This window comes from Cellulosimicrobium sp. MI9406 (assembly GCF_040595865.1).
Classification (GTDB): Bacteria; Actinomycetota; Actinomycetes; order Actinomycetales; family Cellulomonadaceae; genus Cellulosimicrobium; species Cellulosimicrobium funkei.
This window is the reverse complement of record NZ_JALIZI010000001.1, coordinates 128,424-144,891: the sequence shown is the minus strand read 5'-3', so window position 1 is coordinate 144,891 and position 16,468 is coordinate 128,424. Positions and strand designations below refer to the sequence as shown.

At 74.5% G+C, this 16,468-nt stretch carries 14 protein-coding genes; 12 read left to right on the top strand and 2 right to left on the bottom strand.

Annotated features, from left to right (window positions below):
• Positions 1 to 511: 511 nt before the first annotated feature.
• From MT994_RS00675 to MT994_RS00660, 4 genes are all read left to right on the top strand, one after another.
• Entirely contained in the window at positions 512 to 1,396 is an 885-nt protein-coding gene (locus tag MT994_RS00675; RefSeq protein ID WP_354805088.1) for a sugar ABC transporter permease, read from the top strand.
• Complete coding sequence (locus MT994_RS00670) at positions 1,393 to 2,301, top strand: carbohydrate ABC transporter permease (protein WP_053370565.1); 909 nt, start codon at positions 1,393 to 1,395, stop codon at positions 2,299 to 2,301. Before MT994_RS00675 ends, MT994_RS00670 begins: the two co-directional genes overlap by 4 nt.
• A gap of 97 nt (positions 2,302 to 2,398) precedes the next feature.
• Positions 2,399 to 3,787, top strand: coding sequence for an ABC transporter substrate-binding protein (locus MT994_RS00665; RefSeq protein WP_354804647.1), 1,389 nt, complete (start codon positions 2,399 to 2,401; stop codon positions 3,785 to 3,787).
• Positions 3,784 to 4,569 carry a glycerophosphodiester phosphodiesterase family protein gene (locus tag MT994_RS00660; protein WP_354804646.1) on the top strand — a complete coding sequence of 262 codons (786 nt, stop codon included), beginning with the start codon at positions 3,784 to 3,786 and terminating at the stop codon, positions 4,567 to 4,569. The genes MT994_RS00665 and MT994_RS00660 overlap by 4 nt, the downstream gene beginning before the upstream one ends.
• A gap of 93 nt (positions 4,570 to 4,662) precedes the next feature.
• Here the strand turns inward: MT994_RS00660 and MT994_RS00655 are convergent, their stop codons facing one another.
• Positions 4,663 to 5,334: a hypothetical protein gene (locus tag MT994_RS00655; protein ID WP_354804645.1), complete on the bottom strand. Its 672-nt coding sequence runs from the start codon at positions 5,332 to 5,334 to the stop codon at positions 4,663 to 4,665.
• Positions 5,335 to 5,449: 115 nt separating this feature from the next.
• On the opposite strand from MT994_RS00655, the gene MT994_RS00650 reads away from it, so the two are divergent.
• Positions 5,450 to 5,875: a ChaB family protein gene (locus tag MT994_RS00650; RefSeq protein ID WP_354804643.1), complete on the top strand. Its 426-nt coding sequence runs from the start codon at positions 5,450 to 5,452 to the stop codon at positions 5,873 to 5,875.
• Between the two features lie 60 nt (positions 5,876 to 5,935).
• On the opposite strand, the gene MT994_RS00645 is transcribed toward MT994_RS00650, so the two are convergent.
• A complete protein-coding gene (locus MT994_RS00645; RefSeq protein WP_354804642.1) occupies positions 5,936 to 6,877 on the bottom strand; it encodes a ribonuclease Z in 942 nt (313 codons plus the stop codon).
• Between the two features lie 79 nt (positions 6,878 to 6,956).
• On the opposite strand from MT994_RS00645, the gene MT994_RS00640 reads away from it, so the two are divergent.
• From MT994_RS00640 to MT994_RS00610, 7 genes are all read left to right on the top strand, one after another.
• The gene (locus MT994_RS00640; RefSeq protein WP_354804640.1) at positions 6,957 to 7,646 is read left to right on the top strand and encodes a histidine phosphatase family protein; all 690 of its coding nucleotides are present in this window, start codon (positions 6,957 to 6,959) and stop codon (positions 7,644 to 7,646) included.
• A gap of 103 nt (positions 7,647 to 7,749) precedes the next feature.
• Positions 7,750 to 8,619, top strand: a complete 870-nt coding sequence (locus tag MT994_RS00635; RefSeq protein WP_354804638.1) for a tryptophan 2,3-dioxygenase family protein — start codon at positions 7,750 to 7,752, stop codon at positions 8,617 to 8,619.
• The gene (locus tag MT994_RS00630) at positions 8,616 to 9,680 is read left to right on the top strand and encodes an amidohydrolase (protein WP_354804637.1); all 1,065 of its coding nucleotides are present in this window, start codon (positions 8,616 to 8,618) and stop codon (positions 9,678 to 9,680) included. Before MT994_RS00635 ends, MT994_RS00630 begins: the two co-directional genes overlap by 4 nt.
• A complete protein-coding gene (kynU, locus tag MT994_RS00625) occupies positions 9,677 to 10,960 on the top strand; it encodes a kynureninase (protein WP_354804636.1) in 1,284 nt (427 codons plus the stop codon). The genes MT994_RS00630 and kynU overlap by 4 nt, the downstream gene beginning before the upstream one ends.
• Positions 10,957 to 12,153, top strand: a complete 1,197-nt coding sequence (locus tag MT994_RS00620) for a PaaX family transcriptional regulator C-terminal domain-containing protein (protein ID WP_354804635.1) — start codon at positions 10,957 to 10,959, stop codon at positions 12,151 to 12,153. The genes kynU and MT994_RS00620 overlap by 4 nt, the downstream gene beginning before the upstream one ends.
• A gap of 226 nt (positions 12,154 to 12,379) precedes the next feature.
• Positions 12,380 to 14,065, top strand: a complete 1,686-nt coding sequence (locus MT994_RS00615) for a collagen-binding domain-containing protein (RefSeq protein WP_354804634.1) — start codon at positions 12,380 to 12,382, stop codon at positions 14,063 to 14,065.
• 234 nt (positions 14,066 to 14,299) lie between these two features.
• A complete protein-coding gene (locus MT994_RS00610) occupies positions 14,300 to 16,450 on the top strand; it encodes a metallophosphoesterase family protein (RefSeq protein ID WP_354804632.1) in 2,151 nt (716 codons plus the stop codon).
• Positions 16,451 to 16,468 lie beyond the last annotated feature (18 nt).

The window sequence follows — 16,468 nt, the reverse complement described above, 5'->3', positions numbered from 1 at the left end:
CCAGACCCCCTGCCCGCGAACCGGGCGGCGCGGCCCGGACCGGGCGGCACCGCGCGAACGCCACGAACCTAGCGAAACGCCGTGCGACGCGGAACCGTCCGTCCCGCCCTGTGGACGACGCTTCACGAGGTGTCCACCACGTGACCGCTCCACAGGTGCGGGTGGCGCGGCGGGCACGGCTCGGTGAACGTTGACCGACGCCCGCCCCCGCACCCGCCCATTCCCGGACAGAACGGGCGCACCTGCTTCCTATGCTCCGAGTGGCCGCCCACCCGCAGGACGGGTGCCGCGCCGGCCGTGACCTGCACCCTCGGACGAGCGGACCTGTGCTGTGACCACCGTTCTCACCCCGGAGTCCCCGGGCTCCCCGGGCGCGCCCCGCGGCGCCGCGCCGGGCCCCACCTCCCCGGCCACCGGCCCGGGCGCGACCCGTCCCGGCGCGCCGGGATCGCCTGCCGGCCCGACGTCGTCGGGCACCGACCGCGAGGTCCAGACGCTGCACCGCAGCCGCCTGGGCGCGCGCCGCCGTCGGCGGAACCTGCTGTGGGCGCTCCTGCTCGCGGGCCCGAACGTCCTGCTGCTGCTGGTGTTCGTCTACCGGCCGCTGCTCCAGAGCTTCTACCTCTCGACGCTCCAGTGGAACCTCGGGTCGCCGGTCGCGCGGCCGGTCGGGCTGGGCAACTACGTCGAGTGGTTCACCGCCACGACGACGGGTCGCATCGTCACGACGACGCTCGTCTTCACGCTCGCCACGGTCGGCGGGGCGATGGTCCTCGGCCTGGGCCTGGCGCTGCTGCTCAACCGCCGCCTCAGGGGCCGCAGCGTCGCCCGGACCGTCGCGTTCGCGCCGTACGTGCTGTCGGGCTTCGCGGTCGGGATCCTGTGGCTGTTCATGTTCGACCCGCGCTACGGGCTGGTCCAGGAGGTGCTCGGCTGGGTCGGCGTCGCGTCGCCGCAGTGGTACACGCAGCGCCCGTGGCCGCTCGTGATGATCGTCGTCGTCTACCTGTGGAAGAACCTCGGGTACGTCGCCCTCATCTACCTGGCGGGCCTCCAGTCGGTGCCGCAGGACCTCAAGGACGCCGCCGCGCTCGACGGCGCGTCGTCGGCCCGGACGCTGCGCTCGATCGTCCTGCCGCTCCTCACCCCGACGACGTTCTTCCTCGTGGTGACGATGCTCCTCGCGTCGCTCCAGTCCTTCGACATCATCAAGGCGATGACGCAGGGCGGCCCGCTCGGCTCGACGACGACGCTCATGTACTCGATCTACGAGGAGAGCTTCGTCAACGGGCGTGCCGGGTACGCGTCGGCGGTCGCCACGGTCCTGTTCCTCGTGCTGCTCGCGGTGACCGCGGTGCAGATGCGGTTCGTCCAGCGGAAGGTCCACTACGCATGAGCGCCGTCGCGCCCGCCCGTCCCGAGACGGCGCCCGCCACGCCGGCCGCCCTCGCGCCCCGCCCGTCGGGCGCACCCCGTGCCCGACGCCGGGCCCTCCAGCCGGGCGGGTACCTCGCCCTGGTCCTCGCGACCGTCGTGCTCGGCGCGCCGCTGGTGTGGATGGTGCTCGCGAGCATGAAGACGCCCGCCGAGCTCTACACGGTCCCGCTGCAGTGGCTCCCGGGCAGCGTGAACCTCGACAACTACGCGCAGGCCGCGGACTCGATCCCGCTCGGGCGCCTGCTGCTCAACAGCGTCGGGATCACGGTCGTGGGCGCGGGCCTCAAGGTCGCGCTGGGCCTCACGTGCGCGTACGCGCTGGTGTTCCTCGACTTCCCGTTCAAGAAGGTCGTGTTCGGGCTCGTCATCGCGACGCTCATGATCCCGCCGCAGATCACGATCATCCCCAACTACACGCTCGTCGCGAGCCTCGGGTGGCTCAACACCTACCAGGGCATCCTCGTGCCGGGCCTGGCGAGCGCGTTCGGGACGTTCCTGTTCCGGCAGCACTTCCTCACGCTGCCGCGCTCGATCCTCGAGGCCGCCGAGCTCGACGGCGCGGGGCACTGGCGCAAGCTCTGGCGGTTCGTCGTGCCGATGAGCACGCCGACGCTCGCGGCCGTCGCGCTCGTGTCCGTCGTGACGGAGTGGAACGACTACCTGTGGCCGTTCCTCGTCATCGACCGCCCGGACAAGATGACCCTCCCCGTCGGCCTCACGCTGCTGCAGAACACCGACGGCATGACGAACTGGGGCGTCCTGCTCGCCGCGACCGTGGTCGTGACGCTGCCGATCCTCGTCGTCTTCCTCGTCCTGCAACGTCGCCTCGTCGCGGGCCTCACCGCGGGCGCCGTCACCGGCTGACGCGCACCGCCCGACCACCGGACTCCCCGGCTCGCCCGCAGCGGTCCGGGTTCCCCGAAGCGCACCGACACCCGGTGCACGACCTGAAGGAGCACCTGTGTCCCACCGCACCGCACCCGGCCGGCCCGCGCGCCGCCGTCGGGCCCGCGCCGCCGCCACCGCCCTCACGGCGGTCACCGCCCTCGCGCTCACCGCGTGCGCCGGGCCGAGCGTGGCCGGGGCCGACGGCGCCGGCACCGGGGGCGACGACGCGGCGGCCGAGGCCGTCGACTGGTCCGCCGTCGAGCCCGCGTCCGAGATCACGTGGTGGAGCAACCACCCCGGCACGTCGCAGGAGATCGAGCAGGAGCTCATCGACCGGTTCGAGGAGGAGTCCGGCATCACGGTCAACCTCGTGACCGCGGGCGCCAACTACGACGAGGTCGCGCAGCGCTTCCAGGCCGCGTCGCAGACCGACGAGCTGCCCGACGTCGTCATCGCGTCCGACGTGTGGTGGTTCCGCTACCACCTCAACGACCAGATCCTGCCGCTCGACGACGTGCTCGAGTTCGTCGACGCCGACGCGGACGACTTCCAGCCCGCGCTCTACGCGGACTACGAGTACGACGACCAGCACTGGGCCGTGCCGTACGCGCGCTCGACGCCGCTCTTCTACTACAACAAGGACCTGTGGACGGCGGCCGGCCTGCCCGACCGCGGGCCGGAGACGTGGGCGGAGCTCGAGGAGTGGGACGCGTCGCTCAAGCCGCTCGTCCCGTCCGGCGGCTCGACGCTCGGCCTGTCCACCGGGCCGTCGTGGGGCGCGTGGTGGTTCGAGAACATGATCTGGGGCCAGGGCGGCGCGTACTCCGACGGGTTCGACCTCACGCTCGACTCCGAGGAGTCGGTCGCGGGCGGCCAGTTCCTGCACGACCTCTTCCACGAGAAGGGCGTCGCGACGCTCTCCGCGGACGACGCGATGGTCGACTTCTCGTCGGGTCTCATCGCCTCGACCATCGGCTCGACGGGCTCGCTCAAGGGTGCGCTCGACGCGGCGTCGTTCGAGGTGGGCACGGCCTACCTGCCCGACGGCCCTGACGGCGGCGGCACCCCGACCGGCGGCACCGGGCTCGCCATCCCGGCGTCGAAGTCGCCCGAGCAGCAGCTCGCCGCGGCGATGTTCCTCGCGTTCCTCACGAACACCGAGAACACCGCGTACTTCTCGCAGAACACGGGCTACATGCCGGTGCGCACGTCGGCCGTCGAGTCCGACACCATGAAGGCCATCTACGAGGCGACGCCGCAGTTCCGCACGGCCGTCGACCAGCTCGCCGACAAGGCGCGCCCCCAGGACGACGCGCGCGTCTTCATCCCGGGCGCCGACGCGCTGCTCAACGAGGCGATCGAGCAGATCGTCATCGAGGGCGCCGACCCGGCGGCCGCGTTCGAGTCCGTCGCGCCGCGCATCGAGACGGCGTACAGCGAGAACGTGGAGCCGTACCTGTGACGGCGACCGCCCTCGCGCCCACGGGCTCGGTGCCGGACCGGGCCGCGCGCCCGCGCGTGATCGCGCACCGCGGCAACAGCTCCGTCGCGCCGCAGAACACGCTCGCCGCGTTCGAGGCGGCGTGGCGGGCCGGCGCGCACAGCATCGAGATCGACGTGCAGCTCACGGCCGACGGCGAGCCCGTCGTCATCCACGACGACACCGTGGACGCGACGACGTCCGGCAGCGGCACGGTCGCACGGCTCGACCGCGCGGCGATCCGGGCGCTCGACGCCGGGTCGTGGTTCTCCCCGGCGTTCGGCGGCCAGCGCGTGCCGACGTTCGGCGAGGTCGTCGACCTCCTCGTGCGGCGGCCGGGCACCGACCTGCTGCTCGAGCTCAAGGGGTCGTGGACGGCCGAGCAGGTGCGGCGCGTCACCGGGCCGATCCGCTTCGCGGGCCTCGCCGACCGGGTCGTGGCGCAGAGCTTCTGGCCCGAGACGGTCGCGGCGCTCCGCGAGGCCGACCCGGGCCTGCGCCGTGGGCTGCTCGTCGTGGCGCTCGACGACGACGTGCTCGCGCGGTGCGCCGAGCTCGACGTCGTGACGTGCAACCCCATGGGGGCGCTCCTCCTGGAGGACCCGGGCCTGGTGCAGCGCCTGCACGACGCCGGTCTCGAGGTCGCGGTCTGGACGCTCAACGAGCCCGCGCACTGGGCCGCCGCGGTCGACCTCGGGGTGGACGCGATCATCACCGACCGTCCCGACCGGCTCGCAGGCTGGCTCGGGGCCCGCGGGGTCTGAGGCCCGGACCGGTCGCACCGGGGTCGCGCGCCGGACGCTCGTCGTCCGGCGCGCGGCCCCGGTCTCGCGTCCCGCCGCGGACGCCTCCCGGGGTCAGCGCACGACGATGGTCGTGACGACGTCGGTCACGCTCGGCCGGGGCGGGGTCGACCCGAAGCCGAACCGGACCGGCGGGACGACGTCGCGCAGGTCGCCCAACGACGTCCCGTCCCAGCACGTCTGCGCGGCGACGAGCGCGCGGACGTCGGTCGCGCCGTAGTGCTCGGTGCGTCCCGGCCCCGCGCTGCCCCGCGTCCGGACCCCGCGCAGCAGCACGCGCGCGAGGGGGTCGGTGAGCACGGTCGCGTGCCGCGACGTCGCGACGCGGTGCGGCACCGCGCGCAGCACGTGACCCAGGGCCGTCCGCGGCCCGACGGCGAGCCGCGCCTCGAGCGGCCCGGCCACCACGTGCCAGTCCGGCCGGCGGCCGCGGCCCGGTCGCGCACCCGCCGGGTGATCGCGGGCAGCAGCGGGCGCGGCGTGGGCCGGCTCGTCCGTGACGGCGACCGGCACCAGGACGACCCGGTCGAAGCGGTAGGTCGACGCGACGAGCTCCGCGACGGGGCGCGACGGCGCGAGGAGGAGGCGCTCGCCGTCGGGCCGCTCGACCATGACGTCGGCGAACGCGCCGAACGGCGACGCGTCCCAGCGCCCGACGACGACCCGCGTCCCCGACGCCGTGCCCCAGCCCGCGATGCGGCCGCGGAACCGCAGGACGCTCGACATCCCGGCAGCGTAGGCCGCGCCCGGCGCGCCCGCCCCCGTTCGGCGCGCGAGCCGTCGCCCGGGGCGGGACGCTCGGGGGAGGCGGCGACCGCCGTCGGGCAGCAGGAGGTGACCCGTGCCGAAGACGACGCGCGACGGCGACGCGAAGCAGTCCGAGATCCCCAGCACGCTGCAGCGCTCGGACGAGAAGGCGCAGCGCACGTTCGCGAAGGCCTACGACGCCGCGAGGGAGCAGTACGGCTCGGATGAGCGTGCGCGGCGCGTGGCGTTCGCCGCGCTCAAGCACACGCACGAGAAGATCGGCGACCACTGGGAGCCGAAGGACGAGCCCGGCCCGTCCGACGAGCGCGCCGAGGAGGGCGGGCTCGACTCGACCACGGACACCGCCGGGGGCGTCGACGCGAACGCGACCAAGGAGCACCTGCTCGACGTCGCCCGCCGGCTCGACGTCGACGGCCGGTCGACCATGACCAAGGACGAGCTCGTCGAGGCGATCCAGCGCGCCAACGACCGCGCGACCCGCCGCGCCCGCGGCGACTGACCTGCAAACCCCGCGACCAGCCCTGGTTCCGCGAGGTAGAGCCGTGGTGGCTCGTCGGGGTCAGGCGGGCCGACGGCGGTGGGGGACCCGCACGCGGTCGAGGTCCTGCGCGACGGTGAGCTCGCCGTCGAACACCTCGCGGGCCTCGCGCCAGAACTCCGTCGGGTCGGGGTAGCGCTGGGAGAAGTGCGTGAGGACGAGCGACCGGACGCCCGCCTCGGCCGCGACCGTCGCCGCCTGCCGGGCCGTGAGGTGGCCCCAGCGCTCGGCCTGCTCGCGGTCGCGGTCGAGGAACGTCGACTCGATGACGAGCAGATCGACGCCGTCCGCGAGCCGGTGCACCGCGTCGCACAGGCGCGTGTCCATGACGAACGCGAACGACTGGCCGGGCCGGGGGCCGCTCACGTCGTCGAGGGTGACGGTCCGGCCGTCGGGCATCGTGACGCGGCCCGCGCGCTGCAGCTCGCCCACGACCGGCCCCGCGAGCCCGTGACGGGCGAGGAGCGCGGGGTCGAGCGAGCGGCCGTCGGGCTCGTCGAGGCGGTAGCCCACGGCCTCGATCGTGTGGTCGAGACGCTCGGCGCGGAGCGTGAAGCCCGGCTCGGGGCGGCCGGGGACGGGCGGGAGCACGCCGTCCGTCGTGACCGGCTGGAGCTCCAGGTGGCCGCGGCGATAGTGGGCGCTCGCGTCGAGCAGGTGGTTCACCCACCGCTGGCCCGACGCCGGGTAGGTCACCCCGATCGTGTGCCGCACCCCGTCGCCGCTGATGCGCTGGGAGACGCCCGCGAGCCCGAGGCTGTGGTCGCCGTGCAGGTGGGTGATCGCGATGCGCGTGAGGTCGGTCGCCGACACCCCGGCGAACGTCATCTGCCGCTGGGTGCCCTCGCCGGGGTCGAAGAGGATCGCCTCGTCGTCCCAGAGCAGGACGTACCCGTTGTGGTTGCGCGTGCGGGTCGGGACCATGCTGGCCGTCCCCAGGACGACGAGCTCGCGGCGGGACATGCGCCCAGCGTGCCACGCCGCGCTCGCTGCCGGGCTCGTAGGGTGGCAGAAGACCCCCGCACCCGAGAACCGGAGAACCATGCGCCTGCTGCTCGTCCGTCACGGACAGACCCCGTCCAACGTCGCCGGCCTGCTCGACACCGCCCTGCCCGGGCCGGGCCTCACCGCCCTCGGGGCGCGCCAGGCGGCGGCGATCCCGGACGCGCTCTCGGGCCACATGGTCGACGGCGTCGCGGTGTCCACGCTCGTGCGCACGCACCTCACCGCGGCGCCGCTCGTCGAGCGCCACGGTCTGGAGCCGCTCGAGCTCGACGGCCTGCGCGAGGTCGACGCGGGCGACCTGGAGATGTCCGCCGACCACGACGACCACGCCCTCTACCTCGAGACGGTCTTCGCGTGGGGGCGCGGCGAGCCCGACCGGCGGGTGCCCGGCGGCCCCGACGGCACCGAGTTCCTCGACCGGTACGACGACGCCCTCGCCGCCGTCGCGCGGACCGGGTGGGAGACCGCCGTCGTCGTGTCGCACGGCGCGGCGATCCGCGCGTGGGCGTGCGCGCGCGCCGCGGGCGTCGACGTCGACCGGCTCGCGTGGACCCCGCTCGCGAACACCGGGCTCGTCGAGGTCGAGGGGGACCCGGCGTCGGGCTGGCGGTTCGTCGGGCTGAGCGACGGGCCGCTGGGCGGCGCGTTCCTCGACGACCTCGTCGCGGAGGACCCGACGGGCGAGTCCGTCGACGAGGAGGAGCGCCGCGCCGCGGCGGACGACTGACCCCTACCACTCGGTCGGAATGACGCAATGATTCGATCATTACGACGTCCCGAAGCATCGCACGGATCTAGCGGTCGTCACGTTCGTGACATACGCTCGACGGATGGCCGACGCACCGCTGCCCGCGCCGAACGAGCGCGCGCTGGAGTCCGACATCGTCACGGACCTGCGCGAGCAGATGACGTACGGGTCGTACCTGCACCTCGACACGCTGCTCGCCGCGCAGGAGCCCGTGAGCGACCCGGAGCACCACGACGAGATGCTGTTCATCGTGCAGCACCAGACGACGGAGCTCTGGCTCAAGCTCGTGCTGCACGAGCTCCTGTCCGCGCGCGACCTGCTCGCCGCCGACGAGCTGGGCGCCGCGCTCAAGCGCGTCGCGCGCGTCAAGCACGTGCAGCGCACGCTCACCGAGCAGTGGTCCGTGCTCGCGACCCTCACGCCGAGCGAGTACGCGCAGTTCCGCGGGTTCCTCGGGCACGCGTCGGGCTTCCAGTCGTGGCAGTACCGCGCTGTCGAGTTCCTGCTCGGCAACAAGAACGCGCGCATGCTCGACGTGTTCGACGCCGAGCCGGACGCGCGCGCGGAGCTCGCCCGCCTGCTCGCCGAGCCGAGCGTCTACGACGAGTTCCTGCGCCACCTCGCGCGGCACGGCCACGACGTCCCGCAGCGCGTCCTGGACCGCGACGTCACGGCCGCGCACACGCTCGACGACGACCTGGTCGAGGTCTTCCGGCGCATCTACGACGACCCGGAGACGTACTGGTCCGCGTACGAGACGTGCGAGGAGCTCGTCGACCTCGAGGACAACTTCCAGCTCTGGCGGTTCCGCCACATGAAGACGGTGCTGCGCATCATCGGCACCAAGCGCGGCACGGGCGGGTCGAGCGGCGTCGGCTTCCTCCAGCGCGCCCTCGACCTCACGTTCTTCCCCGAGCTGTTCGCCGTCCGCACCGAGATCGGGCGGTCGTGAGCCTCGGCCGGGCGGGCGACGGCGGCACCTGGCTCCCGCCGCTCGCGGACGCGCACGTGCATCTCGGCCTCGTCGACCCGGTCGCGGTGCGCCGCGGCGGGATCGCCGTCGTGCACGACCTCGGGTGGGTGGCCGACGTCGCGCGCACCTGGCCCGGACGCCCCGGATTCCCGGCGGTCGCGTTCGCGGGCGCGTTCCTCACCGCCCCCGGGGGCTACCCGTCGGACCGGTCGTGGGCGCCCGCCGGGTCCTTCGAGGAGGTCGGCTCGCCCGAGGCGGCCGTCGCCGCCGTCGATCGCCAGGTCGCCGCGGGGGCCTCGTTCGTCAAGGTCGCCCTGCACTCCGGCGCCGGCCCGGTGCCCGACGACGTCACCCTCGCCGCGCTCGTCGGCCACGCCCACGCGCGGGGCCGGGACGTCGTCGCGCACGTGGAGGGGCGCGGCATGGCGGCCCGCGCGTTCGAGGCAGGCGTCGACCGGCTGGCGCACGCCCCGTTCAGCGAGCGCCTGCCCGAGAACCTCCTGGCGGCGATGGCCACGCCCCGCCCCGCCGAGCACGACCTTCCACGCGGTCGAGCACGGGGTGACGGGCGAGATGAGCCGGATGGCGACCGTCACCCCGTGCTCGGCGGGGCGGGGAGTGGCCGGATGGGTCAGGTGAGCCGGGTGAGCTGGGTGAGCACGCTCGACGTGCACGGGTGGGGGAGCCCGACGGCCGAGCAGGACGTCGTGATCGACAACGTGCGGCACTTCGTCGCGCTCGGCGGGACGGTCGTCTACGGCACCGACCTCGGCAACGGCCCGCTCCCGCCCGGTGTGAACGCCCGCGAGCTGCGGGCGCTCGCGGAGGCCGGCCTCGACGCGCACGCCCTCCTGGGCGCGATCGCGCACGACGGCGCCGCGCCCGACCCGGACGGCGTCGCGACCTGGGTCCCCGGCGACCCGCCCGACCTCGACGACCCCGACGACGTGGCCGCGTGGTTCGCGCGCGCCGTCGTCGTGGCGCGACCCGAGCCCCACGGTGCGCCGCGCGCACCCCGCACCCCGGAGGACCGGCGATGACCGACACGACCGACGCCACGACCACCGACCACGCCGCGCGGTCGGCCGCGCTCGACGCGGCGGACCCGCTCGCGCGGTTCCGCGACGCGTTCGTCGCCTCCGACGAGGTCACTGCCTACCTCGACGGGAACTCGCTCGGCCGGCCCACTCGCGCGTCGGCCGAGCGGCTCGCGCGGTTCGCGACCGACGTCTGGGGCGCGCGGCTCATCCGCGGCTGGGACGAGGAGTGGTACGAGCTCCCCCTGACGCTGGGCGACCGGATCGGCGCGGTGACGCTCGGTGCGGCGGCGGGCCAGACGTTCGTCGGGGACTCGACGACGGTGATCCTCTACAAGCTCGTGCGCGCCGCGCTCTCGGCACCGCAGGTCGCGGGCCGCGACGAGATCGTGCTCGACGCCGGGAACTTCCCGACGGACCGGTACGTGCTGGAGGGCGTCGCGCGCGAGCACGGCGCGACGCTGCGGTGGATCACGCCCGACCACGACGGCGGCGTGACCCCGGAGCAGGTGGCGGAGGTCCTCTCCGACCGCACCGCGCTCGTGCTGCTCAGCCACGTCGCGTACCGGTCGGGGTACGTGAGCGACGCCGCCGCGATCACGACCCTCGCGCACGACGCCGGGGCGCTCGTCCTGTGGGACCTGTGCCACTCCGCGGGCGCGGTCCCCGTCGAGCTCGACGCGTGGGGCGTCGACCTCGCGGCGGGCTGCACGTACAAGTACCTCAACGGGGGTCCCGGCGCGCCCGCGTTCGGCTACGTGCGCGCCGACCTCCAGGGCGCGCTCACCCAGCCGATCCAGGGCTGGATGGGGAGCGCGGCGCCGTTCGAGATGGGTCCGGCGTACGCGCCGCACGACGGCGTCCGGCGCTTCCTCTCGGGGACGCCCGCGATCGTCGGGATGCTCGCGATGCAGGACATGCTCGACCTCGTGGACGCGGCCGGGATGGCGGCGGTCCGCGCGAAGTCCGTCGCGCTCACCGAGCACGCGACCGCCCTCGTGGACGACCTGGTGCTCCCGCTCGGCGCCCGGTACGCGTCGCCGCGCGACCCCGAGCGCCGGGGGGGCCACGTGACCGTCGACCACGACGCGTTCGAGGCGACGCTCCCGCTGCTCTGGGAGCGCGGCGTGATCCCCGACTTCCGCCGCCCGAACGGCCTGCGCCTCGGCCTGTCCCCGCTCTCGACGAGCTTCGACGAGGTGCGCGTCGGCGTCGAGGCGGTGCGCGACGCCCTGGCCGAGGTCCTCGGCGGCCGCACGACCGGCGCGGCCGGGTCCGCGTGATCCTCGACGACCTCGACTCCCGGCCCGGGAGCACGACGTCGTTGCTGCGCACCGTCGTCGGGCTGTACGTCCGGGACCTGGGCGGTGCGGTCGCGGTGGCGGACCTGGTCGACCTGCTCGGCGCGCTCGGCGTGCCGCCCGCGGGGGCGCGCAGCGCGGTCTCGCGCGTCAAGGCCAAGGGTCTGCTCGTGCCCGAGACGCTCGACGACGGCCGCGCCGGGTACCGGCTCGCGCCCGACGCCGGGCCCATGCTCGCGCGCGGCGACCGGCGCATCTTCGGCTACCGGCAGCAGGGCGGCGGCGACCCGTGGTGCCTCGTGTCGTACTCGTTGCCCGAGGAGCGGCGCGACGCGCGGCACCAGCTGCGCCGGCACCTCGCGTGGATCGGCGCCGGGAGCGTCGCGGACGGGCTGTGGATCACGCCCGGTCACCTCGTGGACGAGGTCGAGGAGATCCTCGTGGCGCTGGAGGTCCGCGACGCCGCGACGGTGTTCCTCGCGGGGGCGCCGCGCGTCGCGGGGTCGTTCGCGGACGCTGCGGCGCGCTGGTGGGACCTCGACCGGGTCGCGGCGCTGCACCGCACGTTCCTCGCCCGGCACGACGACGCGGGAGCCGACGGCGCCCCGTCCACGCGAGCGGACGAGCCGCGCGACGCGTTCGCGCGCTGGGTGCGCGCCGTGGACGACTGGCGCCCGATCCCGTACGCCGACCCCGGGCTGCCGTCTGCCGCGCTGCCCGCGGACTGGCCGGGGACGGCGAGCGTCGCGCTGTTCGACCGTCTCGGGCGCGGGCTCGCGGACGCCGCGTCTCGCCACGTCCGGGTCGTCGTCGGGCGTCGAGGGGAGCACAGTGAGGGGATGAGCGACGTGACGCAGGACCTCCCGGCTGCGGTGCGGACCCTCGTCGAGGCGACGAACGCAGGCGACACCGCCCGGTTCCTCACCGCGTTCACCGAGGACGCCGTCCTCGACGACGGGGGCCGCCGCTTCCGCGGCCGCACCGAGCTCGCGAGCTGGGACCGGACGGACAACATCGGCAAGCGCTCGCACTTCGACGTCTCCGGGCTGCGGCCGGGGGCCGCACCCGACGAGGTGCTGCTCGACCTCACGGTCTCGGGGGACGGGTACAACGGGCCAGGCACGTTCACCGTCCGCCTGCGCGACGGGCTGATCGCGAGCCTCGTCATCTCCTGACCTGGGGCCGCGCGCACGCGCCGCCTCTCGAGGATCCTCGGACGCCCGACATGACCGACAGGTCCGGCCGCCCGTGCGCACGGTGAGGTGGGGTCGATCACACCGGCGCGACTTCACCCGGCACGCGTTCTGGACGCTCGTCCAGTTCGGCCTACGGTGAGAGGGACGGGCTGGACCCGGTCCGTCGGGACCGACCCTTCCCCCACCTGATGGAGCTGTCCGCTCGATGCTGCCCTCACTTCTGTTGCCGCAGTCAACTACTCGTCCCGGTCGGCGCCGCACCGCTGCCGCTGCTGTCGTCGCGCTGGCGGGTGCCGCGCTCGTGCTGCCCGCGTCGGGCGCCGTCGCCGCCGACGCATCGGTGAACCCCTTCGACCTGGCCGGGGGGTTCAGCGTCTACGCCCGCGAGGACGCCCACCTCGGCAACCACGAGACGGAGGGCTCGGTCGCGGTCGGCGGCGAGCTCTCCGTCCGCGCCGACGGGGGCATGTACGCGATCCTCCACCAGGCGGCCGGGACGGCCGACTACACGATCCCCACCGTCGACGGCGACCCCACCCGTCTCCTCGTCGGTGGCTACGCGCCGACGTCGGGGACGGTCCAGATCACGAACGGCGGGGCGCCCGCGGACCGGGGTGCAGCGCTCCGGGGCTACCTCAAGGTCGTGGGTGACGACCCGGCGTTCGGCACGTACCAGCGCGCCGACTGGGTGCGGTACCGCACGGCGCTCGACGACTCGCCCGCCGTCGACGCCACGAACCAGAAGTGGCCGGACGGCGCCGCGACGGTGGCGACGGAGCGCGGCTCCGTGGCGGCGTACGTCGAGACGGGCGCCACGGGGGCCGCCGAGGTCCGCCGGTGCCTCGCCGACCTCGTGCCGAGCGGCGCGGCGCACGTGCTCTCCGTGACGGAGGACGTCGGCGACCGCGTCGTCCTCTCCCCGCTCGACGCCGGGCGGCCGAACGTCGTCGACTACGCGGCGATCGCGGACGCGTACACCGTGCAGTTCGCCGACGGCGTGCTCCCGTCGGCCGACGCCCCGCTCATCGTCTCCGTCCCCGCCGGGACGACCGACCTGAAGGGCTCCGTGTTCGGCGAGGCAGGCAAGGCGGCCTCGTTCGTGATGTGGGACCTGTCGCGGCTCGACGGCCCGGTCACGCTCGGTGCCGGCGGGGCGCGCCTGGACGGGTCGGTGTACGCGCCGACCGCCGACCTCACCGTCGAGGCGTCCCCGCTCGACGGGCAGGTCGTGGCGCGCGACCTCACCCTGCTCGGCGGGGAGGCGCACGCCTACCTCTTCGCCGGGTCGATCCCGTGCGGCACCGTGCCCGCCGAGAGCGGCAGCCTCACGGTGACCAAGCGGGTGCTGGGCGACGCCGCCTCGGTCGTCCCCGCGGGCACCGCGTTCACCGTCGCGTACGCCGTCGACGGGTCGGCGGGCGAGCTCACGCTCCCCGTGGACGGTACGGCGACCCTCGACGACCTCCCGCTCGGGGCCGAGGTGGTGCTGGGCGAGCCCGACTTCCCCACGGTCGAGGGCGTGGAGTGGGGCGCGCCGACGTGGCAGGTCGACGGTGGCACGGTCGAGCCGGGCGACGACGGCACGGTGCGCGTGGAGGTCTCCACGAGCGCGGCCGTCGCCGTGGAGCTGACCAACACCGCCGACGAGCCGGGCGCGACCACACCGACGACGCCGACCGATCCCGCGGTCCCGACCGACCCCACGCACCCGACCGTGCCCACGACGCCCGACGTGCCGGGCACGCCCGACGGGCCGGGAGCACCGGCCGACGGTGGCACGGGTGGTCTCGCGACGACCGGCGTGCAGGCCGCCGGTGTCGCGATCGCCGCGCTCCTGCTCGTCGCGCTCGGCACGGGCGTCCTCGTCCTCCGGCGGCGCCGGGGCGCCTGAGCCGCCTTCCCCTCGTCGCAGGCCTCGACGCCGCGTCCCTTCCGGGGCGCGGCGTCGTGCGTCTCCCGGGCCGGGCGGAGGACGGCCATCTGGCCGCCGCCGCGCGTTCACCGCGACGACGCGTGGGAGCCATCCCCGCTCCCTACTGTGACAGCGCTTCCCACCACGGGTCCGACGCCGCCACGGTGGTCCGACGGTCGTCGCCGCGCGGACCCCTGACCTGCGAAGGAACCCATGAACCCGCACGCCTCCCGGCTGCCCGGCGCGCTCGCGCGCGCGGCGGCGTCGGCGCTCGCCGTCTCGCTCGTCGGCACGGCGCTCGTCGCCGCGACCGCGACCTCGACGGCCGCCGCCGACGAGTCCCTGCTCTCGACGTCCGGCACGACCTGGCGCTACCTCGACGACAACACGAACCCGGCGGGATCCGCCGTGGACCAGCGCGTGTGGACGACCACCGCCTTCGACGACTCCGCGTGGAGGTCCGCGACGGGCGCGTTCGGCGCGAAGCGCGGCGCAGCGACGGGTATCGGCGCCGCCTTCCCGATCACGACGCTCCTCACCCAGTACATCGAGGGCACGACGACGGACGTCCCCACGTTCTTCTTCCGCACCGACGTGGAGCTCACCGCGGCCGACCTCGACGGCGTCCCGGCGTTCGAGGGCGAGATCGTCTACGACGACGCCGCGATCGTCTACGTGAACGGCGAGGAGGTCGTGCGCCTCGGCGACGACGACCGGAAGATCACCGAGAACCTCCAGTACCACGGCAACGGCCGCACGGACCCGGTGACGGGCACGTTCGTCGTCCCGGCCGACGCGTTCGAGCCCGGCGAGAACACGATCTCCGTCGCGCTCTACCAGGACGCGCCGACGAGCTCGGACATCTACCTCGACGTCCGCTCGCTCGTCCCGACGCACGGCGAGGTCCGCGACGTCGCCCTGAACGTCGGCGCGGACGAGACGCAGGCCAACGTCGCGTGGTTCTCGACGCTGCCCGGCGCGGGCGAGGTGCAGTGGGCCCGAGCCGACGAGACGGGCGGCGAGGTCGACTGGCGGACGGCCCCGACGTCGTCGTCCCGGAGCGGTGCGGCCGCGGACGGCGCGACGTACCACCACGCCACGATCACCGGGCTCGAGGAGGACGCGGCGTACGTGTACCGCGTGGGCAGCGCGGCGGCCGGCTGGTCCGAGCCGTCGACGTTCACGACGGGGACGTTCGGGGACGAGTTCTCCGCGCTGTTCGTCGGCGACGCGCAGATCGGTGCGAGCGGCAACGCCGCGAACGACGCGGCGCGCTGGGCCGCCAACCTCGACACCATGACCGAGCGGCACCCGGACACCGCGTTCCTCATCTCCGCGGGCGACCAGGTCGAGAACGCGGGCAGCAGCCAGCAGTACGCGGGCTTCCTCGCGCCGCGCCAGATGCGCGAGCTGCGCTTCGCCGTCCAGGACGGCAACCACGACACCGCGTCGGCGCTCTACGACCAGCACTACGCGATGCCGAACCTCTCGACCGAGCAGCGCCGCGACTACTGGTACGCGTACAACAACGTGCTCGTCGTCGCGATCGACTCGAACGACTCGTCCGCGACGCAGATCGCGGGGCACGAGGCGTTCCTGCGCGACGTGGTCGGCACACACGGCGACGCGTACGACTGGGTCGTCGTGACGTTCCACCACTCGCTCTACAGCCAGGCGTTCCACTCGCGCGACACCGACGTGGTGCGCCTGCGCGAGACCCTGTCGCCCGTCTTCAGCGACCTGGGCGTCGACCTCGTCCTCGCGGGCCACGACCACATCTACACGCGCTCGTACCTCATGGAGGGCGCGACGCCGGTCGTCCCGGCCGCGGCGCCGGCCGAGGGCGACGTCCTCACCCCGGACGAGGACCAGGTCCTCTACCTGACGGGCAACTCGTCGTCGGGCTCGAAGTTCTACGACTTCGACGGCGCCAAGCCGTGGACGGCGCGCTGGGAGCAGTCGCGCGAGGCCAGCTACTCCGACCTCGACGTCACGCCCACGTCGCTCACCGTCACCACCTACGTGACCGGGTCGCAGCGCGTCGTCGACCGGGTGACGCTCCGACGCGAGGACGAGGCGGGCCCCGCGCTCGCCGTCGAGACCAGCACCCGCTGCCTCGCGGGCACCGCGTACGTCGCGGTCCGCGCCACGAACACCGGTGACATCCCGGCCGACGTCACCCTCGCGACGCCGTTCGGCACGCGCACGGTCGCGGCGGTCGCGCCGGGCAAGTCTGCATACCAGTCGTTCTCGACGCGGGCGGTCGCCGCGGACGCCGGGTCCGTCACCGTCACGGGCACCCTGCCCGACGGCGGCGCCTCCTCCGCCCAGGACGTCGCCTTCCCGGCGGTCTCCTGCGGCTGAGGCCACGCCCCCGGGCCT